Raw genomic sequence first — 13,741 nt, 5'->3', positions numbered from 1 at the left:
TCCCCGACGGTCGTCAGCAGCAGAAGATGAACGGGTACATGAGCGCGACCCGGTCGCCGTCGCGCAGTTCGGTGTCCAGCCCGTCCAGGTGCTCGTTGAACCGGCCGTCGACCGTCACGCGGGCGTACGCGCGGGTCTGTTCGCCCTCGGGGTTCTTCCGCCACGTCCCCGGGAGGTCGCTCACCTCGGCCCAGCCGCGGGTCGTCGCGTCCGCCTCCGTCTCGGCGATGATGAGGTCGGCGACGTCGTACTCCTCGAAGAAGGCGTCGAGGAACTCCCTGAGCGTCGAGCCCTCGAAGCTGAACTCCAGGCGGGACTCGCCGATGGCGGTCCTGACGTGACCCGTACAGCGCACCGTCACGGTCGTCGCCGTTTCCTCGCCCGGGTCGTCCGCGGTAGCGACGGTCGTGCTGTCGTTCATGCGACTCGGTACGTCTCGCCGGCACCTACCTCGACTTCCGAACATGTTCGTCAGTTCTCAGTCGTCGGGAACCGGAGCCATCGTCTTTTGTACGGCCCCGAAAGTCGAGAGCGAGTGATACAGATGCGATCAGATCGACGCACGTACCTGAGAACTCTCGGTATCGCGGCGACGAGCACGAGCCTTCTGGCCGGCTGTCTCGGGGGCCAGACGGACGGCGACGGCGGCGACGGCGGCGGAACGACCACCGACGGCGGTGAAGGCGCAACGACCACCGACGGCGGCGACCAGTCCTCGTCGTCTGAGTTCGGCGGCTGGTTCGACGGCGTGACCAACTTCGACGGCGTAACCGACGAAACGGGCTCGAAGAAGGTGACGGTGAAGGTCGGGACGAAGGGTAACAACGGTAACAACGCCTTCTCTCCGGCGGCGGTGAAGGTCTCGAAGGGCACTACGGTCGTCTGGAAGTGGACCGGTAAGGGCAGCATGCACAACGTCGTGGCGAAGAGCGGCGACTTCGAGAGCGACATGATGTCCGATGAGGGCGCGACGTTCGAACAGACCTTCGACAGTGCGGGAACGTACAAGTACTACTGCAACCCCCACAAGGCGATGGGGATGAAAGGCGCTATCGTCGTCGAGTGAGACGACCGACGGGGTGGCGGCGGGGGAAGTCGGTCAGCTCACCCGTCGGAACTCACTCGTGGTCGGCCGACGCACGGACGGGAGACGAGCGACGCCGAATCACGACGAGACGCACCGTCGAAACGGTCGAGGAGCGGGCTCGTTCTCACGGGGCGGGAACGATTTCAGTGTCGTGAGAACGACTCTCTACTTATATGCAATCTTCCGTCCAAGATGTACTTGTAAGGTGACCGAAGATGGCAACTAACGAAATCGAGACTGGAGCGAACACGTTCGAGAGCAAGCTGGGCGGCCTGACGGTCCGCGGCCGGGCGCACAGCCTGAGCGCGTGGTTCGTCCTCGCGCTCCGGCTGATGATGGGCTACGCGTTCCTCCACGCGGGGTGGACGAAGATCGCGGCGGCCGAACCGTTCGACGCGGCGGGCTACCTGACCCACGTCCCGGCGGCCAGCCCCGCGACCGGGCTGTTCCACTGGATGGGCACGACCCCCTGGTTCGTGGACTTCGTGAACGTCGCGGTCCCGTGGGGCGAGTTCCTCATCGGACTGGGCCTGCTCGTGGGCGCGTTCGTCCGCCTCGCGGCGTTCTTCGGCGCGTTCATGATGCTCACGTTCTACCTGGGGAACTGGAGCGTCGAACACGGGTTCATCAACGGCGACTTCGCCTACATGCTCGTGTTCCTCGCCGTCGCGGCGTTCGGCGCCGGCCACATCCTCGGGCTGGACAGCATCATCGAGGAGTACGAGGTCGACGGCGAAGCCCTGATCGAACGCTACCCGGCGCTGCGGTACGTGCTCGGATGAGCGCAGCCCGCACCCTCACGAACTGATTTTCGCGGTCCCGACGTGGACCAGAGAGTTCTCTTCCCGCGTGACGCGGAGCCTCGCCTCCCCGCGTCGGCAGGAGTTCTATTATCGTCGACCGTGTAGGTCCGTGTCATGGGCGACCCGCCGGGCAGGGAGACGCGACCAGCGCGGAGCGCCCGCCGTAGCTCCTGGTACGGCCTCGGGAAGACGACGACCGTCGAGAAGGACGGCGTCGGCCGCTTCATCGACGACCTCGTGTACGCGTTCGCCGACGTATCGCTCACCGGCCTCCCCGTGCTCTGGCACGTCGCGACGACGGCGACCAACCGGTACGCGGGGGTCAAGACCGCCGCCCTCGTCGCCTGGACGACGATGGTCGTCGGCGCCGCCGCGATTCGCGGCGGCTGGGTCACCCCGCTCGGCACCTCGGTCCCCGGCTGGGTGTCGGTGACCCCGCTCCTGGTCGTCTTCCGCGTCTTCTACTTCGGCGTCGCGCTGGCGGTGGCCGCCTACGGCGGCGGCGCACTCGCCGTGGAGTTCGCCCTCCCGCTGGAGTCGGTGACGTTCGCGGCGACCGTCGCGGCGCTCGCCGTCGGCGCGTTTCCGCGGTTCGCCGAGGAGTACTACCGGGTCGCGTCGGCGTACGTCGACGCCTGGAAGGCGAGGCCCCGATAGCGACCCCGCCGTACCCGGACCGGCCGCCGCCGGAGTGCCCGGGACGCGAGACCGTCGCTCGACGAATCCGGAGTTTACATGCCCGTCCGACCGCTACGCCCAGGCATGAGAACCGCATCGATACGGAGACTACTTCTCTCCGCGCTCGGCGGGTTGACGGCCCTCTCTGGCGTCGCCGCGGCCCACGGTGGCGGTCACCCCCGACCGTACCCCCAGTGGCTCGCACTGGCCGTGCTGGTCGCGGGGGTAGTCGTCGCCGCCGGCAGCGTCTTCCTGGGTCGAGGCGACGTGCCGCGAAGCTCCGCGCTCGGCGGCGTCTTCCTCGGTCTCGTGGTCGCCGCCGGGGGCGCGGTCGGCCTCGTCCAGCTGTCGCCGGTCGAGACGCTTCGGGCCTCCCAGATGCCCATCGCTCGCGCGTGGTACGGCCCGCTGACGCTCGCAGTCGGCGTCGGTATCGCGCTCGTTAGCCTCGTCGCCGGTCGGCTGAAGTACCCCGACCGCCCGCGGTTCGCCATGCTCGGCGCGCTGCTGGGGATGTGGGTCGCCTATCCCGTGCTCGGCAGTCGGACGAACCCCGTGGGCTACCTGCTCGTCGTCGCTCTGCCGCTGGCCGTGGGGTACGTCCTCTACCGGGACGCCCGCGAGCCCCTCGCGCGAGTCCTCCGCGACGGCGCGGCTCGTCGGTTCGGCGTCGGAACGGGCGTGCTCGCCGGCCTCTTCTTCATGTTCTCGATGGGAATGATCACCTTCGTCCCAGAGCACGGCATCAACATGCCGACCCACCGGTTCGTGACCGTCGCACCGGTGGCGAACCCGCTCGTCTACTGGTCGGCGGTCGAGTTCTACTTCCCCTCCGTCCCGACCAGCGGCGTCGTCTCGCTCGGGATGGCGATACAGGTCGGCGTCGTGGCGGTGCTCGTCGGTCTGAACGGGGCCGTCGTCGCACGGCAGTGGCTCGCCGACGCGAGCGCCGGGACGACCGAGGCGACGACGGGTACCGCCGCCGTCGCCGCGCCGAACGCCTGCTGTTGTTGCGGTCCCATCGTCTCGGAACTCGCGGTCGTCGCGGTCGGCCCGTCCGCCGCCGCGCCGCTGTACTGGCTGTTCGTCGACCTCGCCTCGCCCGTCGGCGCGCTCTTCTTCGTCGGCAGCGTCGCGCTGCTCGCGGGCAACCTCGCCTACTTCGGCGTCGAGAGCGCGTAGCGACCCCTCTGCGGGGTGGCGACCGACTCCGTCGCCCGGCCGTGACTCACCGACCCGGCGAACGGCGGCGGTACTCCCAGTCGTTCCGCGCCGCCGTCCACACCGCCCGTCGAACGGCGGGCACCGCGAACAGTCGCGCGGCCAGCACGGGACGACGCAGGAGCCGCGACAGCGCCTTCCGTGCCCGACGGTCAACCTCCTCGATGTCGATGCCCGACGCGGCGTCGAGCATCACCGCGAGCAGGTCGGACCGGCCCGCCGCGATCACCGACGTCGCCAGCGACGAGAGGAGGTACTCCGCGCGCATCGAGCGATGGAGTCGCCGCGGATAGTCGGCGACCCGACCCGCGGCGACGCAGTCGGCGAGCAGCCGGGCCGAGTGAATCGCCTGCGAGATGCCCTTGCCCGTGAAGCGGTTGGCGATTCCGGCGGCGTCGCCCACGCGGACCGCGTTCAGTTCCGGCAGGTGGAGACGTTCCGGGTCGAGGCTCGGCCCGCGCGGGATGACGTCGACGTTGGTCGCGGCGCGGTCGGGGACGGGCCAGCCGTTGCGCTCGCAGGCCGACCGGAGGGCGGCGAAGTAGTCTTCCGGCGGATCGTGCCACCCGACGCCGACGTTGGCGCGCGTCTCGCTCTTCGGGAACGCCCACGCGTACCCGAGATACCCCTCGAAGACGATGCGGGCGCGAGGGTGGAGTTCGTCGAAGTCGCCGGTCGCGTCGGCGTTGAGCGCGACCATCCACCCGGCGTACTCGTCGGTCGCGCTCCGGACCTTACTCGCCAGCGACGGCTGGCCGGTGGCGTCGACCACCAGGCCGTGTTCGCGGCCGAGTTCCCGGAACTCGGCCTTCGTCACGCCGCGGCCCGCCTCGACCGCGACGCCTCGCGCCGAGAGCCGCTCGGCCCACGCGCGCTCCACGGCGTTCCTGTCGGTGACGAACCCGTCCTCGGCGGGGAAAGTTCCGGTGCCAAGGTGGCGGCCGTCGACGCGAACGCTCACCTCGAACGCCGGGACGGGATTGAGGAAGCCGTTCTCCGGCGTCTTCGCCAGCGGGACGGCCGAGGCGGCCGTCATCGCCTCCCCGCAGTTGACTCGCTTCTCGTCGTAGCGCTGGCGCTCGTACAGGGTCACGTCGCGGCCCCGGGCCGCGAGGTGATGGGCCGCGGCCAGTCCGCCCATCGCGCCGCCGACGACGGCGACGCTCTCGCTGGACCCCATCCGGGAACGGTACGCGACCTCGACGGAAAGATTACTCGGCCAACAGGTCGTCGACGAGGCGGGTGAACCGGTCGACCATGCGCTCCGGCAGCGACGGTTCGATTGCGGCGAGCAGGCGCGTCGTCCGCTGGGGATGCGTCGGGACGAGCGTCACCCGGTTGCGGTCGTCCCGGCGCTTCTCGACGAGGTCCTGTTCCTGGAGGTGGCCGACGTGCCACTCCACCGTACTCCGGGCGACGTCGAGTTCCTCGGCGAGGTCCGCGGGCCGCGCTCGTTCGCGCTCAAGCAGCGTGAGAAGGAGGTCCCGGACTGTCTCGCGCCGCAGCAGCGCCAGCGCGGCACGCTCCCAGTCGTCGTACTCCGGCGGGTAGTAGTGGGTCTTGCCGTACAGTTGCTCGCGGACGACCCTGTCGTCGGCGAGCAGGCCCCGAAGGTGGTACTGGACCTGCCCGGGCGCGAGGTCCAGCCCCCTGACGAGCGCGTTGAAATGGACGCCGGGTTTCGAATCGACGCGACGTCGGATGCGCGTTCCCTGGTCGGTCATAGCTCTCGCTCCACCGTCCGTGCGTAGTACACCGCGCCGACGAGCAGGCCAACCACGGCGACGTCGAGCCCGTGCTCCGCGAGGTGGTGGGTCGACGGCCCGAGGTGGCCGGTCATCGTCAGCGCGCCGACGAGCGCACGGGCCGAGAGCGCCGCGAACGCCATGGCGACGAGGGCGTACGGCAACGAGCGCCGGCGTCGTAGCGCCGCCAGCGCGAGCGCGAGCACGAGTACGGACCCGAGCGCCGCCAGCGCGAGCAGCGCCGACAGGGTCGGACCGCTCGCCGGCACCGCGTGCAGGGGCGTCGACGCGACGGACAGTACCATCTACGTCGGCCTACGCGTCGGAGCACCGTCAGGGACTCGGTTCCGGCTCCGGCGCTTTCGAACGCCGGTTCGAGCGACGGCGTGGCGTCTCAGGCGTTCGACCCCTCTACGAGCCGCCGGAGCTGCTCCGGCGGGATGGCACCGCTTGCGGCGTGCTCGTCGGCGGCGAACGTCGGAACGCCGCGGACGCCCGCTCGACGCGCCGCGTCGAAGCGCTCCCGGAGTTCGGTGTCGAGTCCATCGTCGTCGACCGCGTCGCGAATCTCGTCGGGGTCGAGGCCGACGTCCTCGGCGAGGTCCGCCAGCACGTCCGGGTTGCCGATGTCGCGGGCGTCCTGCCAGAGCGCGTCAAAGACGGCGTGGTGGAACGCGCGAGCGTCGTCGGCGTCGTGGGTCTGTCGGAGGTGGACAGCGGCCTTGTTCGCGTTCCACGAGTCCACGTCGCGCGAGAGGTCTATCGACATCTCCACGTCGTAGCGCTCCCGCAGACGTTCGACGTTCTGCCGGGCCTGCTCGTAGTACTCCTCGTCCTTGCCGTCGTCGGCGTCGTGGTCTATCTCCCCGTCGTCGTCGCGCTTGCCGCCCCGGAGGTCGAAGACGCGCCACTCCACGTCCAGCGAGTCGTCGCGTTGCTCCCGGTACCGTTCGAGCGACGCCCTGCCGAGATAACAGAACGGGCAGACGTAGTCGCTGTAGACGACGAGCGTGTCGGTCGCGGCTTGCTGGCTCATCGTCGGTCGTAGCCGCTACAGGGTGAAAAGTCGCGGGGCAGGGGAAACGCGCGCCGGCTCTGTCCCGAGACGGGCCCGGGCACCGCGGGCGGGCGTGCTCCCCGGGCGACGACAGCCTTCGCTCGTTATTTGAGGCGCGGTCACGCAGTAGCGGTATGGACGAACTTCTCGAGGCCGCACGCGAAGTGCAGGCGAACGCACACGTCCCCTACTCGGACTACCCAGTCGGGGCGGCGCTCCGGACCGCGGACGGCACGGTGTACGTCGGCTGTAACATCGAGAACGCGAACTACAGCAACTCCCTGCACGCCGAGGAGGTCGCCGTCGCGGAGGCGGTCAAGGAGGGGCACCGGGAGTTCGACCGACTGGCCGTCAGTTCCGCCCGCCGGGACGGCGTCACCCCCTGCGGGATGTGCCGGCAGACGCTCGCGGAGTTCTGCGACGACGACTTCCCCGTCGTCTGCGACGAAGGCGACGGTACGAGCGAGTACGCGCTCGGCGAACTCCTGCCGAACACCATCACCGAGGAGATGCTCGGGTAGGGACGCGGACGAACGCGACTGGCTCGCGACGACCCCGGCCGCGCCGTAGACGGAAGAACATATTTCGGCCGGGAGCGATAGGCCGGCATGGACGACAGTGAGGACCCCAACGACGACGTGCAGTACCACCTCGAGGTCGGCGAGGGCGACGTCGCCGACGCCGTGTTGCTCCCCGGCAATCCCGAACGAGTCGACAAGATAACGCAGTTCTGGGACGAGGCCGAGGAGGTCGCTCGCCACCGCGAGTACCGCACGGTCACCGGCGAGTACGACGGCGCGCCCGTCTCCGTGACCTCGACGGGTATCGGCGGTCCGTCCGCCGCCATCGCCGTCGAGGAACTCGCCCGCGTCGGCGCGGACACCTTCCTCCGCGTCGGCTCCTGCGGCGCGATACAGCCTGATATGGACGTCGGCGACCTCGTCATCACGACTGGCGGCGTCCGCCAGGAGGGAACCAGCGACGAGTACGTCCGGGAAGACTACCCCGCCATCGCCGACTACGAGGTGGTCGCAGCGCTCGTCGCCGCCGCCGAACGACTGGACTACAACTATCACGCGGGCGTGACGATGAGCGCCGACAGCTTCTACGCCGGTCAGGGGCGGCCCGGATTCGAAGGGTTCCGCGCCGAGGGCAGCGAGGACCTCGTCGAGCACCTGAAGGAAGCGAACGTGAAGAACATCGAGATGGAGGCGAGCGCCATCATGACCATCGCCAGCGTCTACGGCCTCCGCGCGGGCGCGGTCTGTTCCGTGTACGCCAACCGCGAAACCGGCGAGTTCCGGACGGAAGGCGAACACCGGGCGGCCGAGACGGCGAGTCTCGCTGTGAAGTTGCTCTCGCGCATGGACGACGTCAAGGCCGACGCCCGCGTCGACCGCTGGCATCCCGGCCTCTCGCTGGAGTAGCGGGACGTCCGCTCCGCTCGCGCCGTCGAGGGCTGTACGGGCGATTCGGACGGTCGGCGGAGACGATTCGCCGCAGCAGAAGAGGAGACGGAGACGCGGGACGTTCGTCGGTCGTTACGCGTACGCTTCGCGGGCCTTCTGGAACGCCGGGATGACCACCCAGAACAGGAGCATCCCGAAGATGGCGAGCCAGAAGAACACTTCCCGCAGGACGATAGCGAGGTTGCCGTACAGGCCGAGCCCCTCCGGAACCTCGCCGATGAGTTGCGTGTCCTCGAACCCCGGCGTCGTGTACCAGCCCGAGATGACCATCCAGGCCAGGCCCGCCGTCGTGGCGATCCCGAGCCCCTTGGCGAATTCGTCAGCCATTGTTCGACTGTTCGTTGGAGTCGTCTTTAGGCTTTCCCATTCCCTCGGCCCGGAACCGGGTCGAGAAGGCGTACACCACCGAGCCGGCGACGATGAGCGCCAGTCCGGCCAACGCCAGCGGGACGTTCATCTCCTCGAAGCTCGCTCGCGCCCGGTTCGTCGCCACGTCGAGCACGATGAATCCACCGACGACCGTCGCGACCGCGAACAGCGTCGAGAACACGGTCACCGCCTTGTACACCCGGAGCGGGACGACGACTTCGCGCGCGACGATGCCGTCGTCGGTCTCCCGAACGATGGAGTCGTCGTCGGAGACGCTCCTCTCGGACCCGTCGTCGTCTGCGCCGGAAGCAGGCATGCGAGAAGAGGGTTATTTCGGCGGCCGGAGTCGGTAGTACCGCCGGTTCAGGCTGAACATGTACCCCTCGCGCATCGCCTTCAGCACCGCGTAACTGATGAAGCCGGCGACGAACGGCAGCAGGAACGTCAGGTCGAACGCGAGGTGAGAGTTGATCGGCAGCAGGTTTTTGATGGACAGTCCGCTGATGGTGAGAGCGAACGTGACACCGAAGATGCCGACGGCCGCCCAGAACGGCTGTTCGACGGGCCGTCTGGCGCTCCCCTTGTTCAGGAAGGGGACGATGGCGATGATGCCGACCACGACGACGTTCGCGACGACGCCGTACGTACGGTCCGCCATCAGCTTCTCGCCGCCGAGGATGGCGAGCTCCGGGTTGAGCGGGCCGAGTTTCAGCAGGCCGAACGACCAGTAGAGATACCAGTCGGGCAGGATGATGGCCGGCGTGGAACTCGGGTCCGCCGGCGCGCCGAGGTGGGGCGGGAGCGTCGCGGAGAGAAACAGGATCATCCCCACGAAGAAGCTCGTGATGGAGAGGTTCCTGATCATCTCGTGGGGCCACGTCGGGAACGCCAGCACGTCGCGCTCGACGTAGCTGGACTCCTGTCGGAGGTCCTGGTCCTCGCGACGGGCCCGCTCGAAGTATTCGTACGTCAGCCGGGAGAGCCCCTGCGTGCGCTGCTTGCGCTCCAGCCACGAGGGGGTCTCGTCGTCCGGCGGGACGATGCCGGTGCCGCTTCCGTCGGTCTGCGGTTCGTTGTCGTCGGTCATGGTTAGTGTGGTTCAGCGATGCCCTGCATCCAGACGATGCCGATGTGGACCGCGATGAGCGTGGTCACGACGAACGGGAGCAGGAACACGTGCATGATGTACATCCGCTGTAGCGTGGGCTGTCCCGGGCTGAACCCGCCGAATATCAGCTGGGCGACCCACTCGCCTATCAGCGGGATGGAGAGGCTCATCTCGACGCCGATCTGGCCGGCCCAGTACGCCAGCTGGTCCCACGTCAGGAGGTAGCCGGTATACCCGAACACCATCGTCAGGCTGATGAGCACGATGCCCAGTATCCAGTTGAGTTCGCGGGGTTCCTTGTACGCGCCCGTAAAGTAGACGCGGAGCATGTGCAGGAACACCGCGGCGACCATCACCTGCGCGGACCAGCGGTGGAGGCTCCGGAGCATGAACCCGAAGTTCAGCTCCGTCATGATGAAGGTTAGCTGGTTGTACGCGGCCGACGGGTCGCCCGCCGTCGACGGCGAGTAGTAGAACCCGAGCAGCGCGCCGCTGATGGCGGCCACCACGTACGCGAGCGTCGAGAAGCTCCCGAGCGCGTAGAGGGGGTACCAGTACCAGAACTTGTTGTCCAGCCCGTACTGTTCGGTGTGGCTCTTCGGCATCTGGAGGTTGACCCGGTAGTACAGCGTCTCCAGCAGCTCAAGGTAGTCCACGATGCGGAACCGCCGGTCCATCCAGATCAACGTCGTGAGGAACGTCGTCTCTATCGGCGTCAGGTCCTTCTCCTTGAGCCACTCGCCGTGGTCGTGTTCGTCTTTCGGTTCGAGACTCATGTCATTCGTCCTCCGGGCGGGGGAGCGCCGTGAACGATAGCTCGACGATCGAGAACGGGTCGTAGACCGACTGATGGCACGGGCAGTATATCATGTTCTCCGCCCCGAACTTGGCGGACCCAGAGATGCCCTTGAACGACGGGACACAGCAGAAGTGGGTGCACTTGTTCAGGTTGGCGATGAACCCCTTCTCCGTGCTCTCCTTGAGCCACTTGCTCTCGCCGGACATCTTCTCGACCCGCTTGCTCCGGATGATCTGTACCGTTATCGTATCGCTCGCAGGAACGTCCTGGGACCGCCAGGTGACCATCGCCGGCTTGCCGAGGCCGGACTTCCCGATGCCGTTCCCCCAGCTCTCGTAGTCGCTGAAGTCGTCGACGTGGACCTTGTCGCCCGCGCTGACCTCCTGGCTCTGCCAGTCGAACTTGGAACCTTCCTTGTACCGGAAGTAGTTGTCCTGGTCTGCCTCCGGGTCGATGCCCTTGTACGTCTGGACGCCGCAGTACTGGAACCACTTGGGCGAGTAGGTGATGCCGCCGATCTCCTTCTCGGCGACCGTTACTTCCCGACCCTGCTCCGTCTTGGTCTCTGCTTTCGGCATCATGCCCTTGAGGTATCCCTCGTCGTCGATCTCGATCGGGACCTGGGGCATCCCGCGGGGAGCGGGACCGGCCGTGTTCTCCATCCCCATGAACTTCGTGATACCGCCACCTTCGCCGGTCGGGGCGGTCGTCGCCTTCAACGCTGTCGCCCCGGTGACGCCGGCGGCAGCGAGCGTCCCGCTACCGACGACGCCTTTGACGAAACGACGGCGACCTGTACTCTCTGGATATTTGTCCTCTTCTGCCATTTTTATCGTTTGTAGTAGGGGTAGACTGCTTTCTTGAACTGCTCCCACGCGTCACCGACCGACTCGGTACCGTACTGCTGCCCTTCGCGCACGTAGAGGTCCTCCCACTTGCGACGACGCTTCTTGACGATCATCACGTCGGGGAGGAACTCCTTGCGGTACAGCATCAGGATGAACGCGAGGTCGATGAACACGACCGCGAGGATACCTCCGAGATACATGTTGCCGACCTCCGACAGCCCCCAGCCGTTGAGGAGGCCGTAGGTGAACAGGCCGACGAACACGACCTCGATGATCGTCAACAGGACGATGGCGATAGCTGCCGTCGTGCTCTCGCGAGCCGGTTCGTAGCGGTGGATGTCGCCGTAACTGTTACCTGTCGATGACATTTACTGTCCACCTCCGCTCGTGTGTGCGGATTCGCCGTACTTCAGGAAGAAGAACGTGTAGATGAGCGAGACTATCATCATCAGAATCGTCGCGATGCCGACGTAGTGGGCCTGGAACGCGACGCCCATCTCCTCGGGGTCGGCTTCCTCCTCGCCGCCGCCGCCACCGCCGCCACCGCCGCTGCCGACGCTGATGGTGCCCGTCATTCCCAGCGCCTTGTGGGGGGCACAGTAGTACTCGTAGGACCCGGTGGCCTCGAACGTGTGCTCGTGGGTGTGGCCCGAGTCGTACAGCTTCGACTCGCCGCCCTCCGTCCCCTGCCAGTTAGAACCGCTGGGCTGGTTCTGGACGACGATGTTGTGGCCGTTCCCTTCCCAGACCCACTTCACCGTCGTGCCGGGAGTGACGGAGATCTCCTGGGGTTCGAACGCGTTGTCGACGACCTTCACCGTCTTCGTCGGACCGCCACCGCCTCCGCCACCCCCTTCCGACTGGTTACCGCTGGAGTTGTTCCCGCTGGTACCGTTGCCGCCGGTCTGGTTACCACCAGTCGTCCCGTTGCCGCCCGACTGGTTACCACCTCCCGACGTCGTCGTCTCCTGGGCGGCAGCGGACGCAGTCGCGGCTGTTCCGCCGGCCACGCCGCTGGCCGCCAGTAGAAAGTCCCGCCTCTTCATACAGTCCGAACTCAGGATGGGAATTGCTTAAAGCCACCGATGCCGTCGGACTGACGGCGATTTCGCCGTCAATCGTCCGCGTCCGTCTCTGCGTCATCGTCGTCTATCGGCAGGAAGTCGGGGCGTTCGCCCGACTCCACGCCGGCGTTCCGAAGTCGGTTGCGGTACTCCTCCGAACGGAAGCGGTCGGAGAGCCGCGCGTTCGCGACCAGCAGAAGGACGAACAGGCCGAAGAGGAGGAATCCGCCACCGACCACCGCCAGCAGCGCCGACGCCTGCCGGATGTTCCGGGACACGTCGAGAATGCCGAGACTCACTACCACCCACGCGACGAGCATCCCGATGCCCGCGACGACGTGTATGCCGGCGATGATTCCCATCAGCTTGTTCCCCAGTTCGCCGCTGCCCTCCGGCACCTCGTCGGGGTCCGGCAGGGCCTCGTCGGGGGCGTCGGGCACGTCGTACTCCTCCATCGACGCCAGGGCGATAGTCGGCTTCACGTCTCGGAGCACGGTCCCGCTCCCCTCGACGCTCCCGTCCGGGTAGACGATAGCGTACCCCTCGTCGGAGTAGGCGAGCAACTGGGACTGGCCGTCCCGGGTGACGCGTTCGAGAACCGCGAACACGTCCCGGTTCGCTATCCGATTCCGGAGGTCGGCCTCGACCCTGTCGAGCAGGCGGTCGCCCGTGATCCACGAGTCGGGGTCGAACGCGGCCTCCCACTCCTCGAGGTCCATCTCCGCCATGTCCTCGGGGCCGAAATCGTCGAAGTCGTACTTTCCTTCGACCTCGCGGCGGAGTTCCTCGCGGGACTCGTCGTCGGCATCCCCTGCCTGCGTCCCACTGTCGGAGTCAGCCATCGTGTTGACCTTACGGTTCGACGGCTAAACGTCTTCTGACATCAGGGAGCCGGGAGCGGCGACCGGGGCGTTCACACGCCGAAATCCGGGCGTCGCACGCCGGATTCGTCCAGCGATGTTCCGCACAGTTTAACGCCGCTCGGTCCAACCCCCTCGCATGGTGAGCGACGCGGCGGTGGCGACGGTGGTCGCGCTGGTAGTCACCGCGAGCTTCCCGTTCTACCTCTACGGCGCGTGGATAATCGTCGACGCCGAGGTCGTCACCTGGGACGTGCTCACCCACCACCTCCGGTTCATCGTCGTCGGACTCCTGCTGACGACGGTGCCGGTCCTCGGCTGGATGCTCCCCCGCTTCGTCTCCCAGCTCGGCGGCCTCGCGGCGGTCCACGCCTTCCTCGGACTGCAGGCGTACGCGATGCTCGTGTTCGCGCTCACCGGCATCGTCCGCATCTTCCAGGTCAAGCGCAACCACGACATGTACGACGCACCCGACCGCGATGTCGACATCGACGAACTACACGAGGACATGTCCTCGTGGCGCTGGCGGCTCCGCGCCGGCGTCGCGGGCTACGTCGTCTTCTGGCTCCTGGCGTGGGCGCTGGGAATCGGCCGCTACGTCATCAAGTATGTCGCGCTCTGAACGCCGCGAGG

Annotated in this window: 20 protein-coding genes; 7 read left to right on the top strand and 13 right to left on the bottom strand. The window is 67.4% G+C overall.

Annotated features, from left to right (window positions below; all coding sequences use genetic code 11):
* Positions 1–13: 13 nt before the first annotated feature.
* The gene (locus ACRYA2_RS11430) at positions 14–421 is read right to left on the bottom strand and encodes a MoaD/ThiS family protein (RefSeq protein WP_433627937.1); all 408 of its coding nucleotides are present in this window, start codon (positions 419–421) and stop codon (positions 14–16) included.
* 123 nt (positions 422–544) lie between these two features.
* On the opposite strand from ACRYA2_RS11430, the gene ACRYA2_RS11425 reads away from it, so the two are divergent.
* The 4 genes from ACRYA2_RS11425 to ACRYA2_RS11410 all read left to right on the top strand — a co-directional run bounded on the left by ACRYA2_RS11425 (position 545) and on the right by ACRYA2_RS11410 (position 3,750).
* A complete protein-coding gene (locus tag ACRYA2_RS11425; protein WP_433627935.1) occupies positions 545–1,066 on the top strand; it encodes a halocyanin domain-containing protein in 522 nt (173 codons plus the stop codon).
* A 236-nt stretch (positions 1,067–1,302) separates the two neighbouring features.
* Complete coding sequence (locus ACRYA2_RS11420) at positions 1,303–1,869, top strand: DoxX family protein (RefSeq protein ID WP_433627932.1); 567 nt, start codon at positions 1,303–1,305, stop codon at positions 1,867–1,869.
* A gap of 135 nt (positions 1,870–2,004) precedes the next feature.
* Positions 2,005–2,547 (top strand): DUF8215 family protein, encoded by a 543-nt coding sequence (locus ACRYA2_RS11415; RefSeq protein ID WP_433627930.1) that lies wholly within the window; start codon positions 2,005–2,007, stop codon positions 2,545–2,547.
* Positions 2,548–2,652: 105 nt separating this feature from the next.
* Positions 2,653–3,750 (top strand): hypothetical protein, encoded by a 1,098-nt coding sequence (locus ACRYA2_RS11410; RefSeq protein ID WP_433627928.1) that lies wholly within the window; start codon positions 2,653–2,655, stop codon positions 3,748–3,750.
* A gap of 46 nt (positions 3,751–3,796) precedes the next feature.
* On the opposite strand, the gene ACRYA2_RS11405 is transcribed toward ACRYA2_RS11410, so the two are convergent.
* The 4 genes from ACRYA2_RS11405 to ACRYA2_RS11390 form a co-directional block, all read right to left on the bottom strand.
* Positions 3,797–4,969, bottom strand: a complete 1,173-nt coding sequence (locus ACRYA2_RS11405) for an NAD(P)/FAD-dependent oxidoreductase (protein ID WP_433627925.1) — start codon at positions 4,967–4,969, stop codon at positions 3,797–3,799.
* Between the two features lie 31 nt (positions 4,970–5,000).
* Positions 5,001–5,513, bottom strand: coding sequence for a winged helix-turn-helix transcriptional regulator (locus ACRYA2_RS11400; RefSeq protein WP_433627922.1), 513 nt, complete (start codon positions 5,511–5,513; stop codon positions 5,001–5,003).
* On the bottom strand, positions 5,510–5,839 hold the full coding sequence (locus ACRYA2_RS11395; RefSeq protein ID WP_433627920.1) for a DUF7471 family protein: 330 nt from the start codon (positions 5,837–5,839) through the stop codon (positions 5,510–5,512). The genes ACRYA2_RS11400 and ACRYA2_RS11395 overlap by 4 nt, the downstream gene beginning before the upstream one ends.
* An 89-nt stretch (positions 5,840–5,928) precedes the next feature.
* Complete coding sequence (locus ACRYA2_RS11390) at positions 5,929–6,570, bottom strand: DsbA family oxidoreductase (protein ID WP_433627919.1); 642 nt, start codon at positions 6,568–6,570, stop codon at positions 5,929–5,931.
* A 155-nt stretch (positions 6,571–6,725) separates the two neighbouring features.
* Here ACRYA2_RS11390 and cdd point away from each other — a divergent pair, with 155 nt between their 5' ends.
* Together cdd and ACRYA2_RS11380 are read left to right on the top strand one after the other, a co-directional pair.
* Positions 6,726–7,112, top strand: coding sequence for a cytidine deaminase (gene cdd / locus ACRYA2_RS11385; protein WP_433627917.1), 387 nt, complete (start codon positions 6,726–6,728; stop codon positions 7,110–7,112).
* An 87-nt stretch (positions 7,113–7,199) separates the two neighbouring features.
* The gene (locus tag ACRYA2_RS11380; protein WP_433627915.1) at positions 7,200–8,018 is read left to right on the top strand and encodes a nucleoside phosphorylase; all 819 of its coding nucleotides are present in this window, start codon (positions 7,200–7,202) and stop codon (positions 8,016–8,018) included.
* Between the two features lie 114 nt (positions 8,019–8,132).
* Here ACRYA2_RS11380 and ACRYA2_RS11375 read toward each other — a convergent pair whose 3' ends face one another.
* The 8 genes from ACRYA2_RS11375 to ACRYA2_RS11340 all read right to left on the bottom strand — a co-directional run bounded on the left by ACRYA2_RS11375 (position 8,133) and on the right by ACRYA2_RS11340 (position 13,090).
* Positions 8,133–8,387 (bottom strand): DUF7314 family protein, encoded by a 255-nt coding sequence (locus ACRYA2_RS11375; RefSeq protein WP_433627912.1) that lies wholly within the window; start codon positions 8,385–8,387, stop codon positions 8,133–8,135.
* Positions 8,380–8,745, bottom strand: coding sequence for a DUF7315 family membrane protein (locus ACRYA2_RS11370; protein ID WP_433627910.1), 366 nt, complete (start codon positions 8,743–8,745; stop codon positions 8,380–8,382). The genes ACRYA2_RS11375 and ACRYA2_RS11370 overlap by 8 nt, the downstream gene beginning before the upstream one ends.
* 12 nt (positions 8,746–8,757) lie before the next feature.
* Complete coding sequence (locus tag ACRYA2_RS11365; protein ID WP_433627907.1) at positions 8,758–9,516, bottom strand: cytochrome b family protein; 759 nt, start codon at positions 9,514–9,516, stop codon at positions 8,758–8,760.
* A 2-nt stretch (positions 9,517–9,518) separates the two neighbouring features.
* Entirely contained in the window at positions 9,519–10,313 is a 795-nt protein-coding gene (locus ACRYA2_RS11360) for a cytochrome b (protein WP_433627904.1), read from the bottom strand.
* A 1-nt stretch (position 10,314) separates the two neighbouring features.
* Positions 10,315–11,163 (bottom strand): ubiquinol-cytochrome c reductase iron-sulfur subunit, encoded by an 849-nt coding sequence (locus ACRYA2_RS11355; protein ID WP_433627901.1) that lies wholly within the window; start codon positions 11,161–11,163, stop codon positions 10,315–10,317.
* 2 nt (positions 11,164–11,165) lie between these two features.
* The gene (locus ACRYA2_RS11350; protein ID WP_433627898.1) at positions 11,166–11,552 is read right to left on the bottom strand and encodes a DUF7318 family protein; all 387 of its coding nucleotides are present in this window, start codon (positions 11,550–11,552) and stop codon (positions 11,166–11,168) included.
* Positions 11,553–12,230: a plastocyanin/azurin family copper-binding protein gene (locus ACRYA2_RS11345; RefSeq protein ID WP_433627896.1), complete on the bottom strand. Its 678-nt coding sequence runs from the start codon at positions 12,228–12,230 to the stop codon at positions 11,553–11,555.
* Positions 12,231–12,298: 68 nt separating this feature from the next.
* Positions 12,299–13,090, bottom strand: coding sequence for a DUF7319 domain-containing protein (locus ACRYA2_RS11340; RefSeq protein WP_433627894.1), 792 nt, complete (start codon positions 13,088–13,090; stop codon positions 12,299–12,301).
* Between the two features lie 157 nt (positions 13,091–13,247).
* On the opposite strand from ACRYA2_RS11340, the gene ACRYA2_RS11335 reads away from it, so the two are divergent.
* Positions 13,248–13,730, top strand: coding sequence for a DUF7321 family protein (locus ACRYA2_RS11335; protein WP_433627891.1), 483 nt, complete (start codon positions 13,248–13,250; stop codon positions 13,728–13,730).
* The last annotated feature ends 11 nt before the right edge of the window (positions 13,731–13,741 follow it).

This window comes from Halomicrococcus pelagicus (assembly GCF_050954125.1).
This window is presented reverse-complemented; position numbering and strand designations above follow the sequence as displayed.